Annotated in this window: 22 protein-coding genes; 9 read left to right on the top strand and 13 right to left on the bottom strand. The window is 73.2% G+C overall.

Annotated features, from left to right (window positions below):
- Positions 1 to 237: 237 nt before the first annotated feature.
- The 7 genes from ACMCNN_RS09595 to ACMCNN_RS09565 all read left to right on the top strand — a co-directional run bounded on the left by ACMCNN_RS09595 (position 238) and on the right by ACMCNN_RS09565 (position 6,630).
- Complete coding sequence (locus ACMCNN_RS09595; protein ID WP_412745837.1) at positions 238 to 1,020, top strand: VOC family protein; 783 nt, start codon at positions 238 to 240, stop codon at positions 1,018 to 1,020.
- 116 nt (positions 1,021 to 1,136) lie between these two features.
- Complete coding sequence (locus tag ACMCNN_RS09590; protein ID WP_412745836.1) at positions 1,137 to 1,373, top strand: helix-turn-helix domain-containing protein; 237 nt, start codon at positions 1,137 to 1,139, stop codon at positions 1,371 to 1,373.
- A 3-nt stretch (positions 1,374 to 1,376) separates the two neighbouring features.
- Positions 1,377 to 1,991: a Clp protease N-terminal domain-containing protein gene (locus tag ACMCNN_RS09585; RefSeq protein WP_412745835.1), complete on the top strand. Its 615-nt coding sequence runs from the start codon at positions 1,377 to 1,379 to the stop codon at positions 1,989 to 1,991.
- A 221-nt stretch (positions 1,992 to 2,212) separates the two neighbouring features.
- On the top strand, positions 2,213 to 3,727 hold the full coding sequence (locus tag ACMCNN_RS09580) for a two-component system sensor histidine kinase NtrB (protein WP_412745834.1): 1,515 nt from the start codon (positions 2,213 to 2,215) through the stop codon (positions 3,725 to 3,727).
- 29 nt (positions 3,728 to 3,756) lie between these two features.
- Positions 3,757 to 4,719 (top strand): pirin family protein, encoded by a 963-nt coding sequence (locus ACMCNN_RS09575; RefSeq protein ID WP_412745833.1) that lies wholly within the window; start codon positions 3,757 to 3,759, stop codon positions 4,717 to 4,719.
- Between the two features lie 124 nt (positions 4,720 to 4,843).
- Positions 4,844 to 5,884 (top strand): helix-turn-helix transcriptional regulator, encoded by a 1,041-nt coding sequence (locus ACMCNN_RS09570; RefSeq protein WP_412745832.1) that lies wholly within the window; start codon positions 4,844 to 4,846, stop codon positions 5,882 to 5,884.
- A 53-nt stretch (positions 5,885 to 5,937) separates the two neighbouring features.
- Positions 5,938 to 6,630, top strand: coding sequence for a class I SAM-dependent methyltransferase (locus ACMCNN_RS09565; protein ID WP_412745831.1), 693 nt, complete (start codon positions 5,938 to 5,940; stop codon positions 6,628 to 6,630).
- Here the strand turns inward: ACMCNN_RS09565 and ACMCNN_RS09560 are convergent.
- The 5 genes from ACMCNN_RS09560 to ACMCNN_RS09540 all read right to left on the bottom strand — a co-directional run bounded on the left by ACMCNN_RS09560 (position 6,608) and on the right by ACMCNN_RS09540 (position 11,370).
- Complete coding sequence (locus ACMCNN_RS09560; RefSeq protein WP_412745830.1) at positions 6,608 to 7,012, bottom strand: hypothetical protein; 405 nt, start codon at positions 7,010 to 7,012, stop codon at positions 6,608 to 6,610. The genes ACMCNN_RS09565 and ACMCNN_RS09560 overlap by 23 nt on opposite strands.
- A 125-nt stretch (positions 7,013 to 7,137) precedes the next feature.
- A complete protein-coding gene (locus ACMCNN_RS09555; RefSeq protein WP_412745829.1) occupies positions 7,138 to 8,328 on the bottom strand; it encodes a phosphotransferase family protein in 1,191 nt (396 codons plus the stop codon).
- A gap of 48 nt (positions 8,329 to 8,376) precedes the next feature.
- Positions 8,377 to 9,405, bottom strand: a complete 1,029-nt coding sequence (gene alc, locus ACMCNN_RS09550) for an allantoicase (RefSeq protein ID WP_412745828.1) — start codon at positions 9,403 to 9,405, stop codon at positions 8,377 to 8,379.
- A complete protein-coding gene (gene allB, locus ACMCNN_RS09545; RefSeq protein WP_412745827.1) occupies positions 9,402 to 10,715 on the bottom strand; it encodes an allantoinase AllB in 1,314 nt (437 codons plus the stop codon). The genes alc and allB overlap by 4 nt, the downstream gene beginning before the upstream one ends.
- A 70-nt stretch (positions 10,716 to 10,785) precedes the next feature.
- A complete protein-coding gene (locus ACMCNN_RS09540; protein ID WP_412745826.1) occupies positions 10,786 to 11,370 on the bottom strand; it encodes a TetR/AcrR family transcriptional regulator in 585 nt (194 codons plus the stop codon).
- A gap of 182 nt (positions 11,371 to 11,552) precedes the next feature.
- Here ACMCNN_RS09540 and ACMCNN_RS09535 point away from each other — a divergent pair, with 182 nt between their 5' ends.
- Positions 11,553 to 12,233 (top strand): NADPH-dependent F420 reductase, encoded by a 681-nt coding sequence (locus tag ACMCNN_RS09535; protein ID WP_412745825.1) that lies wholly within the window; start codon positions 11,553 to 11,555, stop codon positions 12,231 to 12,233.
- A 37-nt stretch (positions 12,234 to 12,270) separates the two neighbouring features.
- Here the strand turns inward: ACMCNN_RS09535 and ACMCNN_RS09530 are convergent, their stop codons facing one another.
- The 5 genes from ACMCNN_RS09530 to uraD form a co-directional block, all read right to left on the bottom strand.
- Positions 12,271 to 13,416, bottom strand: coding sequence for a DUF6986 family protein (locus tag ACMCNN_RS09530; RefSeq protein ID WP_412745824.1), 1,146 nt, complete (start codon positions 13,414 to 13,416; stop codon positions 12,271 to 12,273).
- Positions 13,416 to 14,963 carry a malate synthase A gene (gene aceB, locus ACMCNN_RS09525; protein WP_412745823.1) on the bottom strand — a complete coding sequence of 516 codons (1,548 nt, stop codon included), beginning with the start codon at positions 14,961 to 14,963 and terminating at the stop codon, positions 13,416 to 13,418. The genes ACMCNN_RS09530 and aceB overlap by 1 nt, the downstream gene beginning before the upstream one ends.
- An 89-nt stretch (positions 14,964 to 15,052) precedes the next feature.
- Positions 15,053 to 15,913: a factor-independent urate hydroxylase gene (gene pucL, locus ACMCNN_RS09520; RefSeq protein WP_412745822.1), complete on the bottom strand. Its 861-nt coding sequence runs from the start codon at positions 15,911 to 15,913 to the stop codon at positions 15,053 to 15,055.
- Positions 15,914 to 15,917: 4 nt separating this feature from the next.
- The gene (uraH, locus tag ACMCNN_RS09515) at positions 15,918 to 16,280 is read right to left on the bottom strand and encodes a hydroxyisourate hydrolase (RefSeq protein WP_412745821.1); all 363 of its coding nucleotides are present in this window, start codon (positions 16,278 to 16,280) and stop codon (positions 15,918 to 15,920) included.
- Positions 16,267 to 16,779 carry a 2-oxo-4-hydroxy-4-carboxy-5-ureidoimidazoline decarboxylase gene (gene uraD / locus ACMCNN_RS09510; RefSeq protein WP_412745820.1) on the bottom strand — a complete coding sequence of 171 codons (513 nt, stop codon included), beginning with the start codon at positions 16,777 to 16,779 and terminating at the stop codon, positions 16,267 to 16,269. Before uraD ends, uraH begins: the two co-directional genes overlap by 14 nt.
- Positions 16,780 to 17,075: 296 nt before the next feature.
- Here uraD and hrpB point away from each other — a divergent pair, with 296 nt between their 5' ends.
- On the top strand, positions 17,076 to 19,703 hold the full coding sequence (hrpB, locus tag ACMCNN_RS09505) for an ATP-dependent helicase HrpB (protein WP_412747109.1): 2,628 nt from the start codon (positions 17,076 to 17,078) through the stop codon (positions 19,701 to 19,703).
- Positions 19,704 to 19,707: 4 nt separating this feature from the next.
- Here hrpB and ACMCNN_RS09500 read toward each other — a convergent pair whose 3' ends face one another.
- The 3 genes from ACMCNN_RS09500 to ACMCNN_RS09490 all read right to left on the bottom strand — a co-directional run bounded on the left by ACMCNN_RS09500 (position 19,708) and on the right by ACMCNN_RS09490 (position 22,608).
- Positions 19,708 to 20,430, bottom strand: a complete 723-nt coding sequence (locus ACMCNN_RS09500) for a PP2C family protein-serine/threonine phosphatase (protein ID WP_412745819.1) — start codon at positions 20,428 to 20,430, stop codon at positions 19,708 to 19,710.
- A gap of 113 nt (positions 20,431 to 20,543) precedes the next feature.
- Entirely contained in the window at positions 20,544 to 21,551 is a 1,008-nt protein-coding gene (locus ACMCNN_RS09495; RefSeq protein ID WP_412745818.1) for a hypothetical protein, read from the bottom strand.
- A gap of 1 nt (position 21,552) precedes the next feature.
- Positions 21,553 to 22,608 (bottom strand): transporter substrate-binding domain-containing protein, encoded by a 1,056-nt coding sequence (locus ACMCNN_RS09490; RefSeq protein WP_412745817.1) that lies wholly within the window; start codon positions 22,606 to 22,608, stop codon positions 21,553 to 21,555.
- Positions 22,609 to 22,652 lie beyond the last annotated feature (44 nt).

Here is a 22,652-nt window from a genome sequence, read left to right as displayed (position 1 = left end):
TCCGAGGTGGACCCGCGCCAGTACGTGATCACACCAGCGCAACGCGTCAACCATTCACGTTCCGTACTTGCAACATGCGCAACGCTGAGTGATGAACGGACCGTGAAACGTAGTTCTTTCGGACATTGAACCTCTGTGTGATGGCAGAGCGTATTCATTGTCGTAAGGTGTTCGGCACCCCTCCCCCATCAGTCGGGCATCCACGATGGAGCTACCGGAGAGAAAGAGGTGCGGCCGATGCGCATCCGAGGATTCGCGCCGTCGACCCCGTGCTGGGTCGAGCTGGCCAGTGCCGACCCCGCCCGGGCGGCGGATTTCTATGCGGCCATGTTCGGCTGGGAACCGGCCGGTCACCGCTTCCGCCTCGACGGGCGCGTCGTGGCCGGGCTGACCAGGGCCAATGCGGACCGACCGGCCGGCTGGCTGACATATTTGTACGAACCCGATCTGGGCGACGCGATCGACCGGGTACTGCAGGCGGGCGGGCGCTGTGTCGGCATCCCCGCCGAGGCACACGGCGGGCGGGCCGCGATCGTCGCCGACGCGGAGGGGGCGACGCTGGGGCTGTGGCAGGCCGACGAGTTCGCGGGCATCGAGGTGGGCGGCGAGGCGGGCGCGATGACCTGGCCCGAGCTGCTGACCCACGACGCGCGTACCGCCCTCGACTTCTACGGCCGGGCCTTCGGCTGGCTGTTGCGCGACGAGCCGGGCAGCGCCCGGACGCGGGGCGAATGGCTGACCCGGGGCCACGACGCGATCGCCGGGCTGGCCCCCGGCGACGGCTGGACCCGCTGGCGCTCGGCCTTCCAGGTGGCCGACTGCGCGCGGGCCGTGGATCGCTGCCGGGCTCTCGGCGGCGGGCTGGTCGCCGGGCCCGTGCAGATGGGCGTGGGCCGCTACGCCGAACTGGTGGACCCGTGGGGTACCCGGTTCGCCGTCGCCGCACCGGTGGGCCTGCCGGTGGAACTGGGCGTGTCGTACGGGTCTCCGACGGGGGTGGAGCTGACCTTCCCTGGTTAGCACACGCGAGCCGCCGGACGACGCGACGACCGGGGCCGGTCCCTTCCGGGGGGCCGGCCCCGTTTGTGTGTCAACAACGGTTGACAGGTTGGCTCGTGTCAACGTACGTTGACAGCATGACCGAAGCAACCGACCTGGCCGCCGCCGCCGGCAGCGCCGACCCCCGGGTGGGCCTGCGGGCGGTCGTGGCGCTGCGCCGCCTGCTCGAAGGGCTGGAGCACCTGCAGGTGGCCAACGCCCGCCACCAGGGCTGGTCCTGGCAGGAAATCGCCGACGCCCTCGAGGTGACCCGCCAAGGCGTACACAAGAAGCACGCGGCCCGCATGCCGATGCGCGACCCACGGGAGGCCTGACCGATGTTCGAACGCTTCACGCGCTCCGCCCGGGAGGCGGTCGTCCGCGCCACGACCGAGGCGAAGGAGCTGCACCAGTCCCCGGTCGGCACCGAGCACGTCCTGCTCGCGCTACTGGCCGACCCGCAGTGGGCACCGGCCGCGACCCTGCGGGCGGACGGCGTCGACGCCGCGTACGTGCGGGCCGAGATCCTGCGCCGCGCCGGGGGCGGCACCGGGCCGGGCGACGAGCCCGCGGCCGACCCGGAGGCCGAGGACGCCGCCGCGCTCAAGGCCATCGGCATCGACCTCGACGCCGTACGCCGCACTATCGAGGAGACGTTCGGGCCGGGGGCGCTGCGGCTGCCGCGCGAGACAGAGCCCAAACGCCGCGGGTTCATGAGCCGGTTCTACGGCAGCGGCCACACCCCGTTCTCCGACCATGCCAAGAAGGTGCTGGAGCTGTCCCTGCGGGAGGCGATCCGGCTCAAGCACAACTTCATCGCGCGCGAGCACATCATGCTCGGCCTGCTGCGCGAGAATCACGGGCTGGCCGCGCGGATCCTCGCCGACGCGCACGTCGACGTCGCCAAGCTGCGCGCCGGGCTGACCGAGTCGCTCAACCACCGGGCCGCCTGAGCGCGGCGATGACGTTCCCGACCGGCACCGTCGTGGCTCACGAGCCGGGCACGGCTGGGGTTCGCCGGCGTTGAGCCACGGGTCGGGCCGAAAGGCCCGACCTGTGGGGCACTGGTTCTGTATCGCACGAAAAAACTCGCGACGGGCCTGTCCGGTCGGCCAGGCTGGCGGTAGTGCGCGCCCAGGCGCGCGAGCGGATGGCACCTGGACCCGGGGGCTCCATGCGATACGAGGACTGGCGGCGCGATTCCGGCTCGCACAGTGGCACCTGGTGGCGGGCGGGGCTGCTGTCGTTCGCCGTCGTGATCATCATCGTGATCAGCGTTGTGGATCTTGCGACATCCCGCGGGCTCACCGCGTTCGGCCTGATCATCGTGGTCGGACCAGCCCTCGCCGTCGCCTCGAACCGCCCGTGGGCGGTGGCCGCCGTCGGCGCCTTCGCCGGGGTCATGGCCTGGGCCACCTCGTCCTGGCAGGGGCTGCGTGGCACTCCCTACCAGCAGGTCCGCCTGTGGGCGATCGCCGGGATGACCCTGGTCGGCGTCGCGGTCGCCTACAGCCACCGCGTGTTGGAGCGCCGCGCCGACCAGTTGGCTGAGGACGAGGCGATGCTCGCCGCGATCGTGGAGTCCGCCGACGACGCGATCATCGCCACGGATCCGAACGGGATCGTCCTGTCCTGGAATCGCAGCGCGGAGCGGCTGTACTGCTACACCGCCGACGAGATGATCGGCGAGAGCATCCTCAGGGTGGTTCCCCCGGATGCCCCCCAACTGGCCGAGGTCGTGGCGAGAGTCGATCGGGCCGAGGCGTTCTCGCTCATCCGGGCACAACGACGGCACAAGGATGGGCACCTGTTCGACGTGTCCACCCGTGCGTCACCCGTGCGCGACAGGGACGGCAGGTTGATCGCCCTCGCCGGCATCACCCGCGACGTCAGCGCCGAAGAGCGGGCCGAGCAGGAGCATCAGCAGATCCTGGACCGCTCCGCCCGCGCCGAACGCCTGGAAAGCCTCGGCCAACTCGCCGGCGGCATCGCCCACGACTTCAACAACCTCCTCGCCATCAACCTCAACTACCTCGAATTCGCCCTCGAACAAACCACCGACCCCGACACCCGCGACGACCTCACCCGCGCCAAAGCCAGCGCCGAACGCGCCCGCGACCTCACCCGCCAACTCCTCGTCTTCGCCGGCAAACAACCCACCACCGCCGAAACCATCGACCTCAACACCGTCATCACCGAAACCCGCACCCTGCTCGACCGCACCATCGGCGGCAACATCGAACTCGTCACCCACCTCCACCCCCACGCCCTGCCGATCCGCGCCGACCGCGCCCGCCTCGAACAGGCCCTGTGCAATCTCGTCATCAACGCCCGCGACGCGATGCCCGACGGCGGAATGATCGTCGTGGAGGACGGCGTCGCCGACGTCCGGGACGAACCTCGCCACCAGCCGGCCCCGTTGCCCGGCCGCTACGCGTGCCTCACCGTCACCGACACCGGCACCGGGATGTCGCCCGACATCGCCGCGCACGTCTTCGAACCCCTGTTCACCACCAGGTCCCCCCACCACATGGGCCTGGGTCTCGCCACCGCCTACGGGATCGTCACCGATGCCGGCGGGACCATCACCCTCACCACCCGGCCCGGGGTCGGCACCACCTTCCGCATCCTGCTGCCGCTGTGCACCGTCGGGGCCGACAACCCGGCAACCACCGCCACGAAGACGTAGAGTCGGCCGACACGTCGGGAGGGTTTGACATGCCTGCGATCACTGTTGACGACGTCCTGGTCCTGCCCCGTCTGCCCCGGCTCGACCCCACGGCCGTCATCCGGCCGGTCCACCGGCTCACCACCGCGCCCAGCGGCTTCGAGGGCGAGGGCTTCCCGGTCCGCCGCGCCTTCGCCGGTGTGCCGCTCACCGAGCTGGACCCGTTCGTCCACCTCGACCAGATGGGCGAGGTCGACTACGCACCCGGTGAGCCGAAGGGCACCCCGTGGCATCCGCACCGCGGCTTCGAGACCGTCACGTACATGATCGACGGCATCATGGATCACCAGGACTCCAACGGTGGCGGCGGCACGATCACCAACGGCGACACCCAGTGGATGACCGCCGGGCAGGGGATCCTGCACATCGAGGCGCCACCCGAGACCCTGGTCGCCAGTGGCGGGCTCTTCCACGGCCTGCAGCTGTGGGTCAACCTGCCGAAGGCGGCCAAGATGATCCCGCCGCGCTACCAGGACATCCGCGGGCCCGCGGCCGCCCTGCTCACCACGCCCGACGGCGGTGCACTCATCCGTGTCATCGCGGGCGAGATCGCCGGGCATGCCGGACCGGGCTCCACCCACACCCCGATCAACCTCGCGCACATCACCCTGCAACCCGGCGCCCAGCTCGATCTGCCCTGGCAGCGGGAGTACAACGCGCTCGTGTACGCCCTCGCCGGGCGCGGCACGGTCGGCGCCGACCAGCAGCCGCTGCAACTCGGCCAGCTCGCGGTGCACGGGCCGGGTGACGCGGTCCGGGTCACCGCCGACCGCACGCCGGACGCCGGGGCCTTGGATCTGTTCGTCATGGGTGGGCGGCCGATCCGCGAGCCGGTGGCGCACTACGGGCCGTTCGTCATGAACACCCGCGCCGAACTGATCCAGGCCTTCGAGGACTACCAGCAGGGCCGCCTCGGCGTCATCCCGGCGGAACGGCTACCACACACCGGGTGAACCTCGACCTCCCGTGGTCGCCGGGTCGAACGGCCCGTGTTCCGGCGGATCGTGGCGTGGCAGGGTGGAGCCGACGGGGATCCATCGCCACACCGCCCAGGTGCCGCAGAGCCGGGGAGTCGTCATGTCGGACCAGGACGCCCGTCCACACCCGGCCGTCGCGCCCGGCGAGCAGGAACGCACGGTGTCCGGCATCGCGGACACCCCGCGCCCGGACCGGCACCGAATCGAGTTCGCCACCACCGACCCCGACCGCGCCCGCGCCTACGCGACAGGCGCCTACGACGCGACCATGTGCGTCCACAGCGACCGGGACATGTACCGCTTCCGGCACGTGCGGTTCGACCCCGGACCGTTCTACCTCGACACCCTGGAGCACGGGGCGACCATCGAGTTCCGCTGCGACCCCCAGACCTCGATCACTGTCGCGCAGGTCCATCACGGAGTGCGCACCGATCTCGACCTCGATGACCGGTACGGCCCGGGCGACCTGGCACTGAACGCCGACGCCGACAGGCCGTACCACGTGCGGCAGGAGTTCCTGGTGAGTTCGCTGGTCGGCATCGGGCCGCAGGCCATCGCCGAGGTGGCCGGCAACCGCCCGGACGACCCCGGCCCGCCGATTCGCTTCACCGCCCTGCGCCCCACCCACCAGGCCGCGGCCCGCCGCTGGTTACGGGTCGTCGACTACGTCACCGATGGTCTGCAGACCGCCCCGGAGTTCATCACCCATCCGCTGCTGCTCGGCCCCATGACCCGGCTTCTGGCCGCGTCCGTGCTCACGACGTTCCCCCACACCGGTGCCGGCATGGCGCACCCGCACGACCGCACCGACGCCACTCCCGCGGCCCTCTCCCGCGCGATCGCCTACATCGACGCCAATGTCGACCTCGACATCAGCCTGCGCGACATCGCCCGCGCCGCCCGCGTCACCGTCCGCGCCGTCAAGCGCGCGTTCCGGATCCATCTGGACACCACCCCCACGGCCTACCTGCGCCGCGCTCGGCTCGACCGGGCCCACCAGCAGCTGGGCGGAGCCGCGCCCAGCGACGGCACCACGGTGACCCGCGTCGCCGCCCGCTGGGGCTTCGCCGACCCCGGCCGGTTCGCGGCCGACTACCACCGCGCCTACCGGCAACCACCCCGCTGGACCCTGGATCACTAGCGGCCGGCGGGCGCGCGGTTGACGGACGCCGTCCGGCCGGGATATCGAGGACCATGGCACCCACAGCGGCGTACGACGAGATCGCGGACTGGTACGAGACCGAGTTCCTCCCCCGGCATGCCGACGACCCCCTGGGCATCCGGCACGCCCTCGACACCCTGCTCGGCCCCGGCACCGGCGGCACCTGCCTGGAGATCGGCTGCGGCACCGGCGTCCACGCCGCGCAGGTACGCGCGCTGGGCTGGCACCCGGTCGGCGTGGACCTCTCCGCCGGAATGCTGCGCCACGCGCGGGGCCGCCTGCCGGTGACCCGCGGCGACGCGACCCGGCTGCCGCTGCGCGACGCATGCGTCGACGCCGTCATCGCGGTGATGGTGCACACCGACATGCCCGACTACCCGGCCGTGCTGCGCGAGGCGGTCCGCGTGTTGCGGCCCGGTGGTGCGTTCGTCCACATCGGCGTGCACCCGGCGTTCTGCGGGGGCTTCGCCGACCGCAGCGACCCGGCAGCCGTCGTGATCCGCCCCGGCTACCTCGACGGGCACTGGACGAGACAGTCGTGGACCACCGAGGGCGTACGGGACAAGGTCGGTGCCGGTCACCTGCCGCTACCCGCCCTGCTGCACGCGTTCCTCGACGCCGGGCTGGAGTTCGTCCGGTTCCGCGAGGGTGGCGCGCCCGTACCCATCGTGCTGGCCACCCGGGCCGTCGAGCGGGCCGGGCTCAGCCGAGCGCCTGCGAGTTGAGGGTCAGATCGAAGTCCTGCGCCGCGCCCGCGGTCTTCTTCGCGCACGCCTCGAACATCAGGTTGCCCGACGGCGGGACCACCCGGCTGACCGAACGTGCCGTGGTCTGGAACACCACGGTCGGTGCGCTCTGCGACGACACCGTGAGCACCTGCCACGTCAGGCTCGGCGTGGCGTTGGTGAACCCGAAGATCTGCACGCCGTTCGCGTCGGACGGCGAGAGCGGGCCCACGCACACCGTGGCGCCGTTGGTCACCGTGCCGAATGCACGCTTCTGGTCGATCGTCGTGGCCTGCGCGGAAGCACCGGCCGTGCTGCCCGTCAGGGCGAGGGCACCGGCGGCGGAGACGGCGATGAGGGAACCTGCAACCAGTCGATTCATGATGGCCTCCAGGGACGTCGGGCGGTGCCGACGGCCGGGAGGTGACCGGGCTGGAGTCCGCCGACACCTCTCGCGTCGGCAACCGGAAACCCTATCAGTCCACTGTGCTTGATCGGCAGGGCCGGTCAGCGCCCGGCCGCGGCCACCGCAGCGCCGAGCCGTTCGGGCACGTCGGCCGCATGGTACGGCCGTTCCGTCGGCTCAATGGCGACGAGGAAGTCCGCGTACACCAGGGCTGCGCGCAGCGCCGCGACCGGCCGCATGAGCCGGACCGCCCGCATCGGGTCGCTGCCGGGGACGTCGCGCCGCCAGCGCAACGCCCACGCGGCCACCAGCGCCTCGGCGTCGTCCTCGGGCAGGTCGCCGGTGAGCCGCAGGATGTCGTACGCCGGGTGGCCGATCGTCGCGTCACCCCAGTCCATGAGGACCGGCCGCCCGGCACCCACGCGGGCGTTGCCGGGGTGCAGGTCGCCGTGCACCAGCGTCGGCGGAAGCCCGCAGGCGGCCACCTCGGCCAGCCGGCGCGGCAGGTCGTCGATCAGCTCCCGCAGCCCCGCGATCTCGTCCAGGTACGGCGCCGCGACCCGGGCGAACGGCTCCACCGCCGGACGCCGGTCGGGCAGGCCCGCGGCCAGCAGGTCGTCGACCCGGCCCGCGAAGTGCGCCTGCACCGGGTGGAACGCCCGCGCGATCCGGGCGCACACGTCGGCGCCCGCGCCGTACCCGTCCGCGCCGGGGACGTGGGCCAGCAGCATCCGGCCGTGGGCGCCCGAGGCCAGCAGCGGCGGTACCAGGCCCGGGGCGACGCTGCCGACCAGCCGCAGCACCGCGGGCTCGTGGGCGAAGAACGCGGGCACCTGCTTGAGCCACGCGACGGGTGTGCCCGCGGCGTCCAGCCGCCAGATCGCGGACAGGTTCCAGGTGCGCTGCTGGCGCGCGGTGGCGCCGGGGGTGCCGAGCGCGGCGAGGGCGGCCAGCGCCCAGCGCACCGAGTCGGCGGGGCCGCCCGGCTGCGCGTACGGGGCGCGGTGCGGCTGCGGGGACAGGTCGACCTCGGCGGGGGCCAGGGCGATCGGCGGGTTGCCGGTCAGCTGCGCCAGGTAGGTCACCTCGCCGCCCACCGTGCCGCGGCCCGAGCCGTGCAGCAGCCGCAGGATCTGCACCTCGACGCCGTCGCGGGCCTGCACGGCCGCCACCACGTCCGACACCTCCTGCCACCAGGGCAGCGGCACGGCGACGGGCGGCAGCACCCCCAGCGGCTGGCCGGCACGGTCGACCAGCACGAGGGTGACGGTCCGCCCCACGATCACATCCACGCCGAGACCGTAGCGCCCGCCCGCCATACCGGGGCGGGCGCGCGCCGCTCACTCGCGGGGCGGCAGCCGGGTCTCGTCGAAGCGGGCCTGCAGGGCCTCGACGCCGCCCGGGTCGGGGCGCCCGAGCAGGCGCAGCCGGGCCATCCCGCCGTCGGGGTAGATGTCCAGGCGGACGTGGGTGGCCGCGGGCACCACGGTCACCGGGAACCGGTGCGGCGTGTCCGGCATCAGCCGTACGGGCGGCAGCAGCTCGAACCAGTCCGCGGCGTCGTCGAGCGCGCCGGTGCGGACGTCCACCGCATGCAGGGCGGCCCGGCCGGGCGCGTTGCCCTTGAACCAGGTGGTGTCCAGCTCGGCCAGCTCGATCACGGCGGGTACGGCCAGCTCGACGAGCGCCCAGTCGTTGCCGTCGTCGCGGCGCCGCGCGGTCTCCCAGCCGTCGCCCATGCTGGCGGCCAGGCCGGGGGCCAGCATGCTCTCCGGGTGGCCGAAGAAGCGGTCGCTGCACCCGGCGATCCGCCCGCCGTGCAGGGCGGCGGCGACGTCGAACACTCCCGGCAGCAGGCGCGGGTCGGGCACCACCTCGCCGTGCACCCGCAGCCGGGCCACCCCGCCGTCGGGGTAGATGGTCAGCCGCACGTGGGTGAACCGGTACGGCTCGTCCACCGCGAACAGGTTGTGCCCGTCGCCCTTGACCGGCGACAGCGGAACCAGCGCCACCCAGTCGGCCGCGGCCAGGTCATCGGCGTCCGGGTAGCCGTCCACCGCGCATGCCTCGACCGAGACGTGCGGCGGGTAGTTGCCCACGAAGAACGTCGTGTCGACGTCCACGCCGTACACCACGCCGGGGGCGCCGAGCCGGACGATGACGCGATCGGTGCCGTCCTGGCGCCGGCGGCGGGTCTCCCAGCCGTCGTACACCTGGCCGCGCAGGTCGAAGGTGCGCGGTTCGAACACCGGCGGCGCCGGATCCAGCAGGTGGTCGGCGGCGGCGAAGAACTCGTCGTTCGCGTACACGATGCTGGCACCCAGGGTGCGCGACGCGAGGTCGGGCAGCGCGGTGAAATCGTCGGTCACGGATCCTCCCTTTCCAGCAGGCGGCCGTGGGGCTCGTCGCCCGTCACGCTCCGGCCGCGCAACCAGGTCGTGTGCACCACACCCGACAGGGTCCGGCCCGCGTACGGCGTGACCGGGTTGCGGTGGTGCAGCCGCAACGGGTCCACGGTGAACGTGGCGTCGGGGTCGAGGGCCACCAGGTCGGCGTCGGCGCCGATCGCGAGGCGCCCCTTGCGAGTGAGCCCGACCAGGTCGGCGGGGCGGCGCGCCATCCAGTCGACGACCTCGGCGAGGCTGTGCCCGCGCGCGCGGGCGGCGGTCCACACCACCGGCAGGCCCAGCTGGACGGAGGCGATGCCACCCCACGCCGCGGCGAAGTCGCCCGTGTCGCGGTGCTTCAGCTCCGGCGTACACGGGGAGTGGTCGCTGACGACGCAGGTGATGAGGCCGTCCGCGAGGGCCGCCCACAGGCGGTCGGCGTTGGCCGCGTCGCGGATCGGCGGGCAGCACTTGAACTCGGTGGCCCCGGCGGGGATGTCCGCCGCGTCGAGGGTCAGGTAGTGCGGGCAGGTCTCGGCGGTGACCCGGACCCCGTCGGCGCGGGCCGCCGCGATCAGCGGCAGCGCGTCCGCCGCGGACAGATGCAGGATGTGTACGCGGGCGCGGGCCGCACGGGCGGCGGCGATCGCCGTGGCGACCGCGGCGTGCTCCGCGTCGGGCGGGCGGGAGGCGAGGAAGTCCGCGTACGCCGGGGAGGACGCGGCCGCGTGCAGGTGGTGCGGATCCTCTGCGTGCAGCACGAACCGGGCGTCGACCTCGGCCAGCGCGCCGGCCAGCTCCCCGGGGTCGAGCGGCGGGAACTCGGGCACGCCGGAGTCGGCGAGGAACGCCTTGAAGCCGAAGACGCCGGCGTCGTGCAGCGCGGGCAGGTCGGCGGCGTTGCCGGGCACGGCGCCGCCCCAGAAGCCGACGTCGACGTGGCACTGGCCGTCCGCAGCCGCGCGTTTGATCTTCAGGGCGTCGACGTTCACCGTGGGCGGGATGCTGTTGAGCGGCATGTCGATGATGGTGGTGACCCCGCCGGCGGCCGCGGCACGGGTGGCGGTGGCGAAGCCCTCCCACTCGGTGCGGCCGGGCTCGTTGACGTGCACGTGGGTGTCGACCAGGCCGGGCAGCAGGGCGAGGTCGCCCAGGTCGACGTCGCGGTCGGCGGGAATGCGGGCGGCATGCTCGTGGACGCCCACGATGCGCCCACCGGCGATCTCGACAGCGGCCGGCCGTTGCCCGGCGGGCGTCACCGCGCGGGAGGAACGGACGACGAGATCGGCCATGGGCCGAGCGTAGCGGCCCGGCCGGGTGCCGCGGGTCGCGTTGCGCTCGGGCCGGGTCACCGGGCGGTGTTCAGAGTGAACTCGCGGGAGGGCAGGCGGCGTCGACGAGGGTACGGGCAGCGACCCTGGCCGCCGCCGGCGCGGCGGGGTCGGCGTCGAGGACGCCGGCGGCGAGGCCGCCGTCGAGCAGCAGGGTGAGCTGGCGGGCGAGCAACTCGGGTTCGGCAGCGTGGGCACGGCGGGCGAGGTCGGCGACCCAGGCCCGCACCACTGTCTTGTGCTCGACGGTACGGGCGTGCACGTCCGTACCCGCGGCACTCTCGGCGGCGGTGTTGATGAACGCGCAGCCGTGATAGCCGTCCCGTCGGCATGCGGAGTCCAGGGCGTCGAACATGGCGACGAGCTGGTCGCGCGGGTCGGCGCCGGCAGCCCGCGCGGCGGCGCGCAACTGCCCGAACCAGGTCTGGTCGACCGTGTCCAGGTAGGCGAGCACGAGGTCGTCCTTGCGGGGGAAGTGCTTGTACAGGGTCGCCTTGGCGACGCCCGACTCCGCGATCACGGTGTCGACACCGACCCCGCGCGGACCGTGGGCGTAGAACAACCGGAACGCCGTGTCCAGGATCCGCTGGCGTGCGGGCTGCGCTGCCTGGCCCATCGGTCACCTCCCGCAATGTACGCGCGCCATCATACAGACAAGTCTGTTTCGCCGGGCCACCTTCTCCGTCATCTGCGCCACACGTCGGGGCTGTTGAGGTAGACAGACCTGTCTGTTAGCTTGGACTCCGCCCGGCGGGATGGACCGCCGCGGACCGATCGAGACTCGCAGGGAGCGCAGCTATGAAGATCGCAGTTCTGGGCACCGGAATGGTCGGCCAGGCCCTCGCCGGCCGTCTGTCCGAGCTCGGCCACGAGGTGACGGTCGGTACCCGCGACGTCGCCGCCACCACGGCCAAGACCGCCCCCGACGAGATGGGCAACCCGCCCTATCCGGCCTGGGCCGCCACCCACCCGCAGGTGCGGCTGGCCACCTTCGCGGATGCGGCCGCGGATGCGGAGCTGCTGGTCAACGCCACCTCCGGCGCGGTGTCGATCGGCGTACTGAACTCGGTGGGGGCCGACCACCTGGTCGGGAAGATCCTGCTGGACATCGCCAACCCGCTCGACTTCTCCGCCGGTTTCCCGCCCGGCCTGTTCGTCAAGGACACCGACTCGCTGGGCGAGCAGATCCAAGCCGCGTTCCCGCAGCTCAGGGTGGTCAAGGCGCTCAACACGCTGGCCGCGACGCTGATGGTCGACCCGCGCCAACTGGCCGACGGCGACCATTCGGTGTTCGTGTCCGGCAACGACGGTGACGCCAAGAAGACCGTCGTTGCGCTGCTGGAGTCGTTCGGGCACACCGATGTCGTCGATCTCGGCGACATCAGCACCGCCCGGGGCACCGAGATGCTGCTGCCGTTGTGGCTGCGCCTCATGGGCGCGCTGAACACCCTGACCTTCAACGTCAAGGTCGTGCGCTGACCGATCCGATGGTGGCACGGACCACCCGGGAACCGGCTCAGCTCTGCACGAGGGCCGTCAGCTCGGCGCGCGGGAATCCGGCATCGTCCAAGGCGCCGCAGTCCAGTCCGCGCAGCAGGTAGCCCGCCAGGGCCCGTGCGGTGGCGGGTTCGTCGGCGATGCCGCTGTCCTGCCGGTCCAGGTAGCGGCGCAGGCGCGTCACCGCGGCGTCGCGGCCGTCGGCGAAGAACGCGTACGTGGCCGCGTACCGGGTGGGCAGCTGCGCCGGGTGCAGGTCCCAGCCCTGGTAGAAGCCGCGTTCCAGGGAGCGGCGGACGAGCCGGTGGTGCAGCTCCCACGCGGCATGCACCTCGGCGGGGGTGCCCACGGGCAGCACGTTGGTGGAGCCGTCGGACAGGCGGATCCCGGTCTGGGCGGCGGCGGCCTGCATCACCGCCTTGGCGTGGTCGGCCGCCGGGTGCTCCATCGACTGGTACGCCGCCGCCACCCCCGCCGCCGCGCTGTAGTCGTACGTGCCGTAGTGCAGGCCGACGCAGCGCCCGGCCGCCGCCGTGATGAGCCGGGCGACAGTGGCCGTGCCGTCCGCGCCCAGCACGGCCGAGGGCAGCTCGATCTGGATCTCGAACCGCAGCGTCCGCGCGGCCGGGCCGTACGCCGCTTCCAGGCGCTCGCACAGCCAGACCATGGCGGCGACCTGATCGACCCCGCTGACCTTCGGCAGGGTGATGACGAACGGGTCCGGATAGGACTCCAGGAACAGTTCCATGGTGCGCAGGGCCCGGTGCCGCGTGGCGGCCTCCAGCGACTTGATCCGGATGCCGACGAACGGCGGCACCGGTCCCGCGCGCAGCACGGACACGGCGGCGCGGACCGCCGCGTCCTCCTGCGTGTCGGTGCGGACGCCGTACCCGTCCTCGAAGTCGACGCGCAGGTCCTCGATCGGTTCGGTGGCGAGCTTCGACCGCACCGCGTCGGCGCCCGGGAACGGGAAGCCGTACCGGTCCATCGCGGCGACCGCCTGCGCGCCCCAGTCGCGGAAGTCCGCGAGCCGGTCGGCGGGCACGTAGACGGTGTGCACCGGCTGGCGCCCGGCCCGCTCGCCCGGATAGCGCTCCGCGAGGAACGCATCGTGGGCGGCGAGCCGGGCATCCAGCGCGGCGTAGTCGGAGTCGCCGAGGTGCATCAGTCGATGGCGTCGTACGCCACGGTCGTGAGGAAGTCCGCGAAGTCGTCGGCGAGCGCCACCCGCTCGAACAGCTTGCGGGCGTCGTCGAACCGGCCCGCGGTCCACGCCTCGTCGCCGATCGCCTGCCGGATCGTGACGAGTTCCTCGTCCTCGATGCGGCCGACCAGGTCGGCGGTGATCGGGGTGCCGTCCTCCAGGCGGACCCCGTTGTGGATCCACTGCCAGATCTGCGAACGAGAGATCTCGGCGGTGGCCGCGTCCTCCATCAGGTTGTGGATGGCGACCGCACCGTTGCCGCGCAGCCACGCCTCCAGGTACTGCAGCGCCACGTCGACGTTGTTGCGCAGCCCGGTCTCGGTGACCGCGCCCGGAGTGGCGGACACGTCGAGCAGCTGCTCCGCGGTGACCAGGACGTCGTCGCGGCGGCGGCCGAGCTGGTTGGGCTTGTCGCCCAGCACCCGGTCGAAGACCTCCTGGCAGACCGGCACCAGGTCGGGGTGGGCCACCCAGGAGCCGTCGAAGCCGTCGCCTGCCTCGCGCTCCTTGTCCTCACGGACCTTGGCGAGGGCCACCTCGTTGACCGCCGGGTCGCGGCGGCTGGGGATGAAGGCGGCCATGCCGCCCATCGCGAACGCGCCCCGCTTGTGGCACGTCGACACCAGCAGTTCCGTGTACGCCCGCATGAACGGCGCGGTCATCGTCACGGCGGCCCGGTCCGGCAGCACCATGTCCGGGTTGTCGCGGAAGTACTTGATGATGCTGAACAGGTAGTCCCACCGGCCCGCGTTGAGCCCGGCCAGATGCGGGCGCAGCGCGTGGATGATCTCGTCCATCTCGAACGCGGCAGGGATCGTCTCGATCAGCACGGTGGCGCGGATCGTGCCGCGCGGGATGCCGAGGGTGTCCTGGGCGTGGTCGAAGACGTCGTTCCAGAGGGCCGCCTCCAGGTGCGACTCCATCTTCGGCAGGTAGAAGTACGGCCCGCTGCCGCGCTCCAGCAGCTCCTTGGCGTTGTGGAAGAAGTACAGGCCGAAGTCGACCAGAGCGCCGACGGCGGGCTCGCCGTCGACCAGCAGGTGCCGCTCGTCGAGGTGCCAGCCGCGCGGGCGCATGACAATCGTCGGGTACGGCCCGGCGCCCAGCTCGTACGTCTTGGCGGGGGTCTCCAGGCGGATGGTGCGCCGGATCGCGTCGTACAGGTTCTGCTGGCCGTCGACGACGTTGGCCCAGTGCGGGGTGTTGGCGTCCTCCAGGTCGGCCAGCCACACCTTGGCGCCCGAGTTGAGCGCGTTGATGGTCATCTTCCGCTCGGTCGGACCGGTGATCTCGACGCGGCGGTCGGTGAGGTCGGCCGGGGCGGGCGGCACGGTCCAGTCCCCCGCGCGGATGTCGGCGGTCTCGGGCAGGAAGCCCAGCGTGCCGCCCGCGGCGATCTCGGCGCGCCGCTGCGCGCGGCGGGCCAGCAGCTCGTTTCGGCGGGGCCGGAACCGGCGGTTCAGGTCTTCGACGAACGCCACGGCCTCGGCGGAGAGGATCTCGGTCACGTGCGGGGCTCCCTTCGCAGCACTGCGGATGCCCGTAGGTTACTGGCCGGTAGGGTGTACGGCACAGCGGGCGTCCCACTGGATGAAGATCACAGATACCAGTCCGCGGCGGCCGCGGGTGCGTCGTCGCGGCTCACCGTCCCCTCGATCAGCCCGTACGGGCGGTCGCCCGCCTGGAAGACCTCGCCCGGATTGTCCAGCCCGAACGGCGCCAGGTCGACCAGGTAGTGGTGCTTGTTGGGCAGCGCCAGCCGCACCTCGGCCACCTCCGGGCGCCGGGTCAGGACCACGCTGCCCATCGACAGCAGCGTCTGCTGCAACGAGTGGCTGTACGTGTTCACGAACGCGGACACCAGCGCGTCCCGCACGCCCTCGAACGAGTCCGCCCAGTTGGTGTCCTCGCCCAGGTGCCGCCAGCGGGCGTTCACCGCCGTGGCCAGGATCCGGTCGGAGGTCTCCGGCAGAGTGGTGTACCGGTCCCTGATGAAGCCGTGGAACTCCGAGGCGGTCGTGTTCAGCAGCACCAGATCGGAGAGGCCGGACACCACCTGGGTGCCCGCCGGGTGCACGGTCACCGTGGCGGTCCGGGTCAGGTCGCCGGTGCGCTGGAACGAGTGCGGGCCCAGCCGCCGCCACCCGTACGACTCGACGGCCACGGTCGCCGTGTCCACGTGCCCGAGGGTCTTCACGAAGTGGCGGGCCAGCAGCAGCCCGAACGCCTCCGGCTCGCCGACGCCGTGTTCGCGGGCGAAGGCGTACACGGTGTTCTTCATCGTGTCGGTCGGCAGCACGGCACTGTTGTCGCCGGTCACGTGGGTGGCGGTCAGGTCACCGGCCAGGGACACGCTGACGTTGAGGTCGGTCAGCGCGTGCGTGTCGCCCTCGCGGACCACGCGTACCAGGCGGACCTCCGCCTTGCCGTACCGGTTCGGTCCGAGCACGATCGCCACGCGGTCAGCTCCCTCGGTAGGTGGTGTAGCCGTACCGGCTCAGCAGCAGCGGGACGTGGTAGTGCCGGTCCGGGTCGTGCACGTGGAAGGCCACCGTGATCTCGGGGAAGAACGCCTTCCCGCCGAGATAGGGCTCCACATAGAACAGCAGGCGGTACCCGCCCGCCTGCCACTCGTGCAGCCCCACCTGGTAGCGCAGGCGGCCGTCGTCGTCGGTGCGACCCTCGGCGACCGTACGCCAGCCGTCGGTGTCGTGGCGTTCCAGCCGCACGTACACGTCCCGGGCGGGCTCGCCGGCGACGGTGTCCAGGATGTGCGTGGAGATCCGGGCGTGCACCTCGGGTTCGGTGCCGTCAGCCGAGCTCATCGAGCAGCCTCCACAGCCGCAACAGGGCGATCTTGCGCAGCTCGTCCGCCACGATCGCGCGTTCCGTCGTCTCGTCGTTGCCCAGCCGTTCCCGTGCGGCCGCGAGGATCTCCTCGGGTGTCTTCCCGCTCGCGGAGATGAGGAAGACGTGGCCGAACCGGTCCTCGTAGGCCCGGTTGGCGTCGATCAGCGCCGCGCGGGTCGCCTGGTCCTCGGTCGCCGCCGCGGCCTGCTCCCGCCGCGACCACTGCGCTTCCGTGGAGTCACCCGCGGCGCGCTCACCGATCCGGGGGTGCGCGGACAGACCCTTGAGGACGTCCTCCCAGGTCAGCGCGGCGGATGCCGCGTCGGCCGCGGCCAACAGGCGGACCCGATCCGGGTACGGGCGGCCCGCCGCGAGCGCGACGCCCCACTCGGGAGCCGCGCAGCAGGCGGCCAGCCGGGCCTCCAGCTCGTAGGCGGGCAGGGCGTTGAACACCTCGACGCCGGCCAAGCTCACCCCCTTCTGCGCTGAGGACTGTGCGCTGAGGCCTGTGCGCTGAGGCCTGTGCGCTGACGGCTCGTGCGCTGAGGCCTGTGCGCTGACGGCTCGTGCGCTGACGGACAGTCAAGCAGGCCGCCACGGATCGCGCACCGGTTTGCGCAGGAAATTACACCGGTCGATCGCCCGGCCCCGCCCGTCGCCGGCGCCGGACCCGCCCGGCACCCGCTCCGATCACGGCAGACGCCCCACCCGTCGCCGACGTCGCCCGGCGGCCACGGCGCCGACAGGCCTGCGAGGATGGGCCGGTGCTGATCGCCGCCGAGGCCCTCCCGGATCTGCCCGTGCGGGCGGTCCTGCCGGAGCTGACCGACGCACTGCACCGGGCCGGGGCGGCCGTGCTCGTGGCGCCGCCGGGCACCGGCAAGACCACCCTGGTGCCCCTCGCCCTGGCCACCGCCGGTGGCCGGGTGGTGGTGGCCGAACCGCGCCGGGTCGCGGCCCGCGCCGCCGCCCGGCGGATGGCCGCGCTGCTCGGCGAGCAGGTCGGCGGCCGGGTCGGGTACACCGTGCGCGGCGACCGTCGGGTCGGGCGGGACACGCTGGTCGAGGTGGTCACCACCGGTGTGCTCCTGCGCCGCCTGCAACGCGACCCCGAGCTGCCCGGTACGGCGCTGGTCGTGCTCGACGAGTGCCACGAGCGGCACCTGGACGCCGACCTCGCGCTCGCGTTCCTGGTGGAGGTGCGTGCCGCGCTGCGCCCCGACCTCGGGCTGCTGGCCACCTCGGCGACCGCCGAGTCGCACCGGCTGGCACAGGTGCTGGGCGGCGCCCCGGTGGTCACGGCGGCGGCCCGGCAGTTCCCGGTGGACGTGCACTGGTGCCCGCCCCGGCAGCCGGTCGACGCGCCGCACGGGCTGCGCGTCGACCCGCGCCTGCTCGACCACGTCGCCGCGACGGTCCGGCGTGCGCTGGCCGACGGGCCCGGCGACGTGCTGGTGTTCCTGCCCGGTGCGCGCGAGATCGAGCTGGTGGCGGACCGGCTTCGCGGCGTCGATGCGCGGGTCCTGGCGCTGCACGGCCGCCTGCCCGCCGCCGCCCAGGACGCCGTGCTGAGCCCCGCCGCCGACACCGCCACGGGACCGCCCCGCCCGGACGCCGCAAGCCGCACCGCGCGGGACGCCGTCGCCGGGCGGCGGGTCGTGCTGGCCACCGCGGTCGCGGAGAGCAGCCTGACCGTGCCCGGCGTGCGTGCCGTGGTCGACGCCGGGCTGAGCCGGGTGCCGCGGATGGATCACGCGCGGGGCCTCGGCGCCCTGGTGACGGTGCCGGTCTCCAGGGCGGCGGCGCGGCAACGCGCGGGCCGGGCGGGCCGCGAGGCACCCGGGCGGGTCTACCGCTGCTGGTCGCAGGGCCACCACGACCGGCTGCCCGCCCAGCCGGAGCCGGAGATCGCCGCCGCCGACCTGACCGGCTTCGCGCTGGACCTGGCGTTGTGGGGGCACCCGGACGGCACCGGCCTGAGCCTGCCCGACCCGCCGCCACCCGGAGCGCTGCGGACCGCTGTCGGCACCCTGCGCGACCTCGGCGCGCTGGATGAGGACGACCGCGTGACCGACCGCGGCCGGGCCCTGGCCGGGGCGGGTTTGCACCCGCGCCTGGCTCGGGCGCTGCTGGACGGCGCGACCGCGGTCGGCGCCCGCCGGGCCGCCGAGGTGGTGGCGCTGCTCGACGAGGTCCGCGCCGAGGGCGACGACCTCGTGGCCGCCTGGCGGCGCGCCCGCCGCGACGGCGGCGCCGCGTGGCGGACGGAGGTCCGGCGGCTCACCTCGGCGCTACCCGAGCACGGAACACGGGGCACGGGCGCCGGACAGGGCGGCCGCGCCGGAACGCCGGGCGGCCGACCGGCGGAGACGGGACTGCCGGACGACCTCGCGGCGGGACTGCCGGACGACCTCGCGGCGGGACTGCCGGACGATCTCGCGGCGGGGCTGGTGGTCGCGCTCGCGTACCCGGAGCGGGTGGCCAGGGCCCGGCAGCCGGGCGGGCGCGCGTACCTGATGGCGGGTGGGACCGCGGCGGAGCTGGCGGCCGGCAGCGGCCTGGCCGGGACGCCGTGGCTGGCCGTCGCGGACGCGGACCGGGCGCCCGGAGCACGGACCGCGCGGATCCGCGCCGCCGCCCCGCTGGACGAGGCCACCGCGCGGGAGGCCGCGACGGCGCTGCTCACCGACGAGACCGAGATCGGCTGGGTGGACGGCGACGTCGTGGCCCGCGTGGTGCGGCGCCTCGGCGCGATCACGCTGACCGAGCGGCGCCTGGACGCCCCCGACCCGCAGCGGCTGCGCGCGGCGGTGCTGGACGGGCTGCGCCGCGAGGGGCTCGGGCTGTTGACGTGGACGGACGCGGCGGCGCGGCTGCGGCAGCGGCTGGCGTTCGCGCACGCGGCGCTCGGCGAACCGTGGCCGGCGGTCGACGACGCGGCGCTGCTGGCCGCCGCCGACGACTGGCTGGACCTCGCCGCTGTACGCCGCCGCGCCGACCTGGCCCGGATCGACGTGGCGGCCGCGCTGCGGCGGCTGCTGCCCTGGCAGGTCGCGGCCCGCCTGGACGAGGTGGCGCCGGAACGCCTGCCGGTGCCCAGCGGGTCGGCGATCCGGGTCGACTACGCGGACCCGGCGGCGCCGGTGCTGGCGGTGAAGGTGCAGGAGACGTTCGGCTGGCGGGAGGCGCCGCGACTGGCCGAGGGCCGGGTGGCGGTGCTGCTGCACCTGCTGTCCCCCGCGGGCCGCCCGGTCGCGGTGACCCGGGACCTGGCGTCGTTCTGGGTCACCGGGTATCCGCAGGTGCGTGCCGAGCTGCGGGGGCGCTACCCGCGGCATCCGTGGCCCGAGGATCCGGCGAGCGCGGAACCGACCCGCCGCACCAACCGCCGCGGGTGAGGCGTCAGGGGGCGACGGTCAGGTCCGCGAGGATGACGGTGACGTTGTCGGGGCCGCCGCCGTCCAGGGCGAGTTGCACCAGTCGCTCGGCGCACTGCTGGGGGTCGGCGACCTGGAGCATCTCGGCCTCGATCTGCTCCGGCGCGACCACCCCGGTGAGCCCGTCGCTGCACAGCAGCCAGCGGTCGCCGGTGACCGGCTCCACGATGACGTACGCGGGACTGACCGGTTCGCCCTGCAGCGCCTGGGTGACCACGGCCCGGCGCGGGTGGCTGCCCGCCTCCTCGGGGCGGATCAGCCCCTGGTCGACCAGCATCTGCACGTACGTGTCGTCCTTGGTGAGCTGGTTGAGCCGGCCGTCGCGCAGCAGGTAGGCGCGGGAGTCGCCCACGTGGGCCAGCGCCGCCCGGTCGCCGGAGAAGATGACCGCCGTCAACGTGGTGCCCATGCCGACCAGCGCGCCGTCGGCGGCGACCGTCTCGGCGATCCTGCCGTTGGCCACCTCCAGCGCCTTGTGCAGGGCGTCCATCTGCTGTTCGTTCTCGATCGGGACGTCGAGCGAGGTCATCGCATCGATGGCGATGCGGCTCGCCACGTCGCCCGCGGCCATGCCACCCATTCCGTCGGCGACGACCAGCAAACGGTCACCGGCGTAGAAACAGTCCTGGTTGGTGCTGCGGACTCGTCCTTGGTCGGTGACGGCGGCCCACCGAAGGTGCAAGGTCATGGCGTGCAGCCTGCCAGGTCGGGTCGAGCCTGTCTGCACGCGGTCACCGCCTTTGGCTCCCGGAGGCGGGTGGGTCTGCCCTCCGGCGCACGCTGGACAGCGCGGGGCGCCGCTCAGCCCGGGTCGAGGGGCCTGCCCAGACATCGCGGGTCGAGGGCGGCAAGGCGTCGGGCAGGTGCCACCCATTCGAGTACGGACGCCTCGACGGGCCAGCCGCGCACCTCCACGGCACTCGCGGGGACCTGCGCCGTTTCGGGGCAGATCGTCCGAGTACGCAGGTCCACGTTCCGGACGAAGTGGACCTGGCCGTCCCGGTCGATGATCGTGGTGGCCACGTCGTCGACCGTGATCACCTGCCCGCGCAGCACCTCGATCCCGTTGCCGGTGGCGACCTCGACCGCCGAGGTGGGCAGGATCGGCGCCCGCAGAAACACCACACCGACGACGAACGGGGCGATCAGCGCCGCCAGCACCGCCGGCCAGTGCGTGGCCAGCCGGGCGAACCGGACCGGCACCGGACCGGCCAGCATCGTGCCGAGCAGCGGCGGCGCCAGCAGCAGCAGGGCCGTGGCCGCCTCCCCGCGCCGGACGGCGTCCACGATGCCGGGCATTACCCAGACGAACACCACGGCGGCCGCGGCGACCGGCACCCCGATCGAGACCACCCGCAACACGAGCCGGTCGTCCGGGTGCCGCTGCCAGGCGGTCAGGCCCATGATGACGACCAGCAGCATGACCAGGGCGGGCAGGAACCGCAGCTGCCAGGTGAACGCGGCCAGCAACGCGGCGATGACGACGATCCAGTCGGGCATCCGCTGCGCGGTCACCGCCAGCAGCGATCGGGTGGCCCGCTCCTGGTCGCGCGCGCTGACCAGCAGCAGCCCGCCGAGTGCCCGCAGCACGAGCACCACCGCGGGCACGGACCACAGCAGCGTGATGAACAGCGCGCTGATCATGCCGAGCGGGTTCACGTACTGGACGAGCAGCAGCATGGTGGGCAGGTCCTGGCGGCTCAGGTACCACAGCCGCAGGACGAGCAGGAGCAGCGGGAACGCGGGCAGGACGGCGAACAGCCAGTTCTGCTGCGAACGGCGCGGCGGCGTCGGGACCGGCTCCGTCAAGTCAGACCCGTTCCCATGGCCACTGCCGGACGTTGGGTTCCTCGACGGCGGGTTGCTGGTCCACCGCGATCGGGGCGGGCTCGTTGACCGACTCCTCGGCCCGGAAGTTGCGGTCGAACGCCTCCTCCCACCGGTTGTCCTTGGGGTCGTTGCGGGACCGGTACAGGGCGAGATTCACCAGATCGCGCAGGGCCGGGTTCTCGCCGACGTTGACACCCCACGCCTCGGTGGTGTCGAGGCCGATGTCCCAGTGGTCGTACTTCGCCGGGAATTTCGCCTTGTATCCGGCGAGGATCGCGGCGTCCGTGGTGATCGCGTCGAAGTCGCCCCGGTCCATGGCCTGGAAGCATTCGCTGATCTTCTTGCGGCTGCTCAGCAGCACACCGGCCTGCGTCGCCGGGGACTCGCTGGTGGAGGCGGCCAGGCTGCACACCTTGCGGCCCTTCAGATCCTCCAGGGAGGACACCGGGGCGTGGCCGTGCCGGGTCATCACGGCCTGCTCTGTGTAGAGGTACGGCGCGGAGAACGTCACCCCCGCCATCGCCTCCCGCGCGGGCGTGATGCTGTAGCTGGCGATGACCATGTCGACGGAGACCCGTTCGCCGTTGCGGTCGGTGGCCTGCATGCGGGCCCGGTCCTCGCTCTCGATGGACAGGAACCGGATCTCGCCGCGCCGGAAGCCCAGATCCTCGGCGATCAGGTACGCGATGTCGATGTCGAAGCCGCTCCACTGCCCGTTGGCGAACTGCGCGACACCCGGCTGGTCGTCCTTGACCCCGATCAGCAGTTCCCGCTTGCCGTCGAGCCCGGCCTGCACCCGCAGCTCGTCGACCGACGGCGGCCCGGTGAACACCACCACGACGAACGCCAGGACGATCGCCAGGACCAGCGCCACCGCCAGGGCGACCAGCCGGACGGCCATGGCGCTGCGCCGGGGCAGGATCCGGTCGGCGGCCGGTTCCTCCGCGACCGCCGCCTCCTCCTCCTCGGCCTCGGCCCCGCCGTCGGCGAGATCACCGTCCGGGGTCGCGGGCTCGGCGCTGCGTGCATCCGCCATCGTCAGACACTCCACTCTCGAACTGCGGCGCGCTCATGGTGTCG

Source organism: Krasilnikovia sp. MM14-A1004, assembly GCF_047159485.1.
Taxonomy (GTDB): domain Bacteria; phylum Actinomycetota; class Actinomycetes; order Mycobacteriales; family Micromonosporaceae; genus Actinoplanes.
This window is presented reverse-complemented; position numbering and strand designations above follow the sequence as displayed.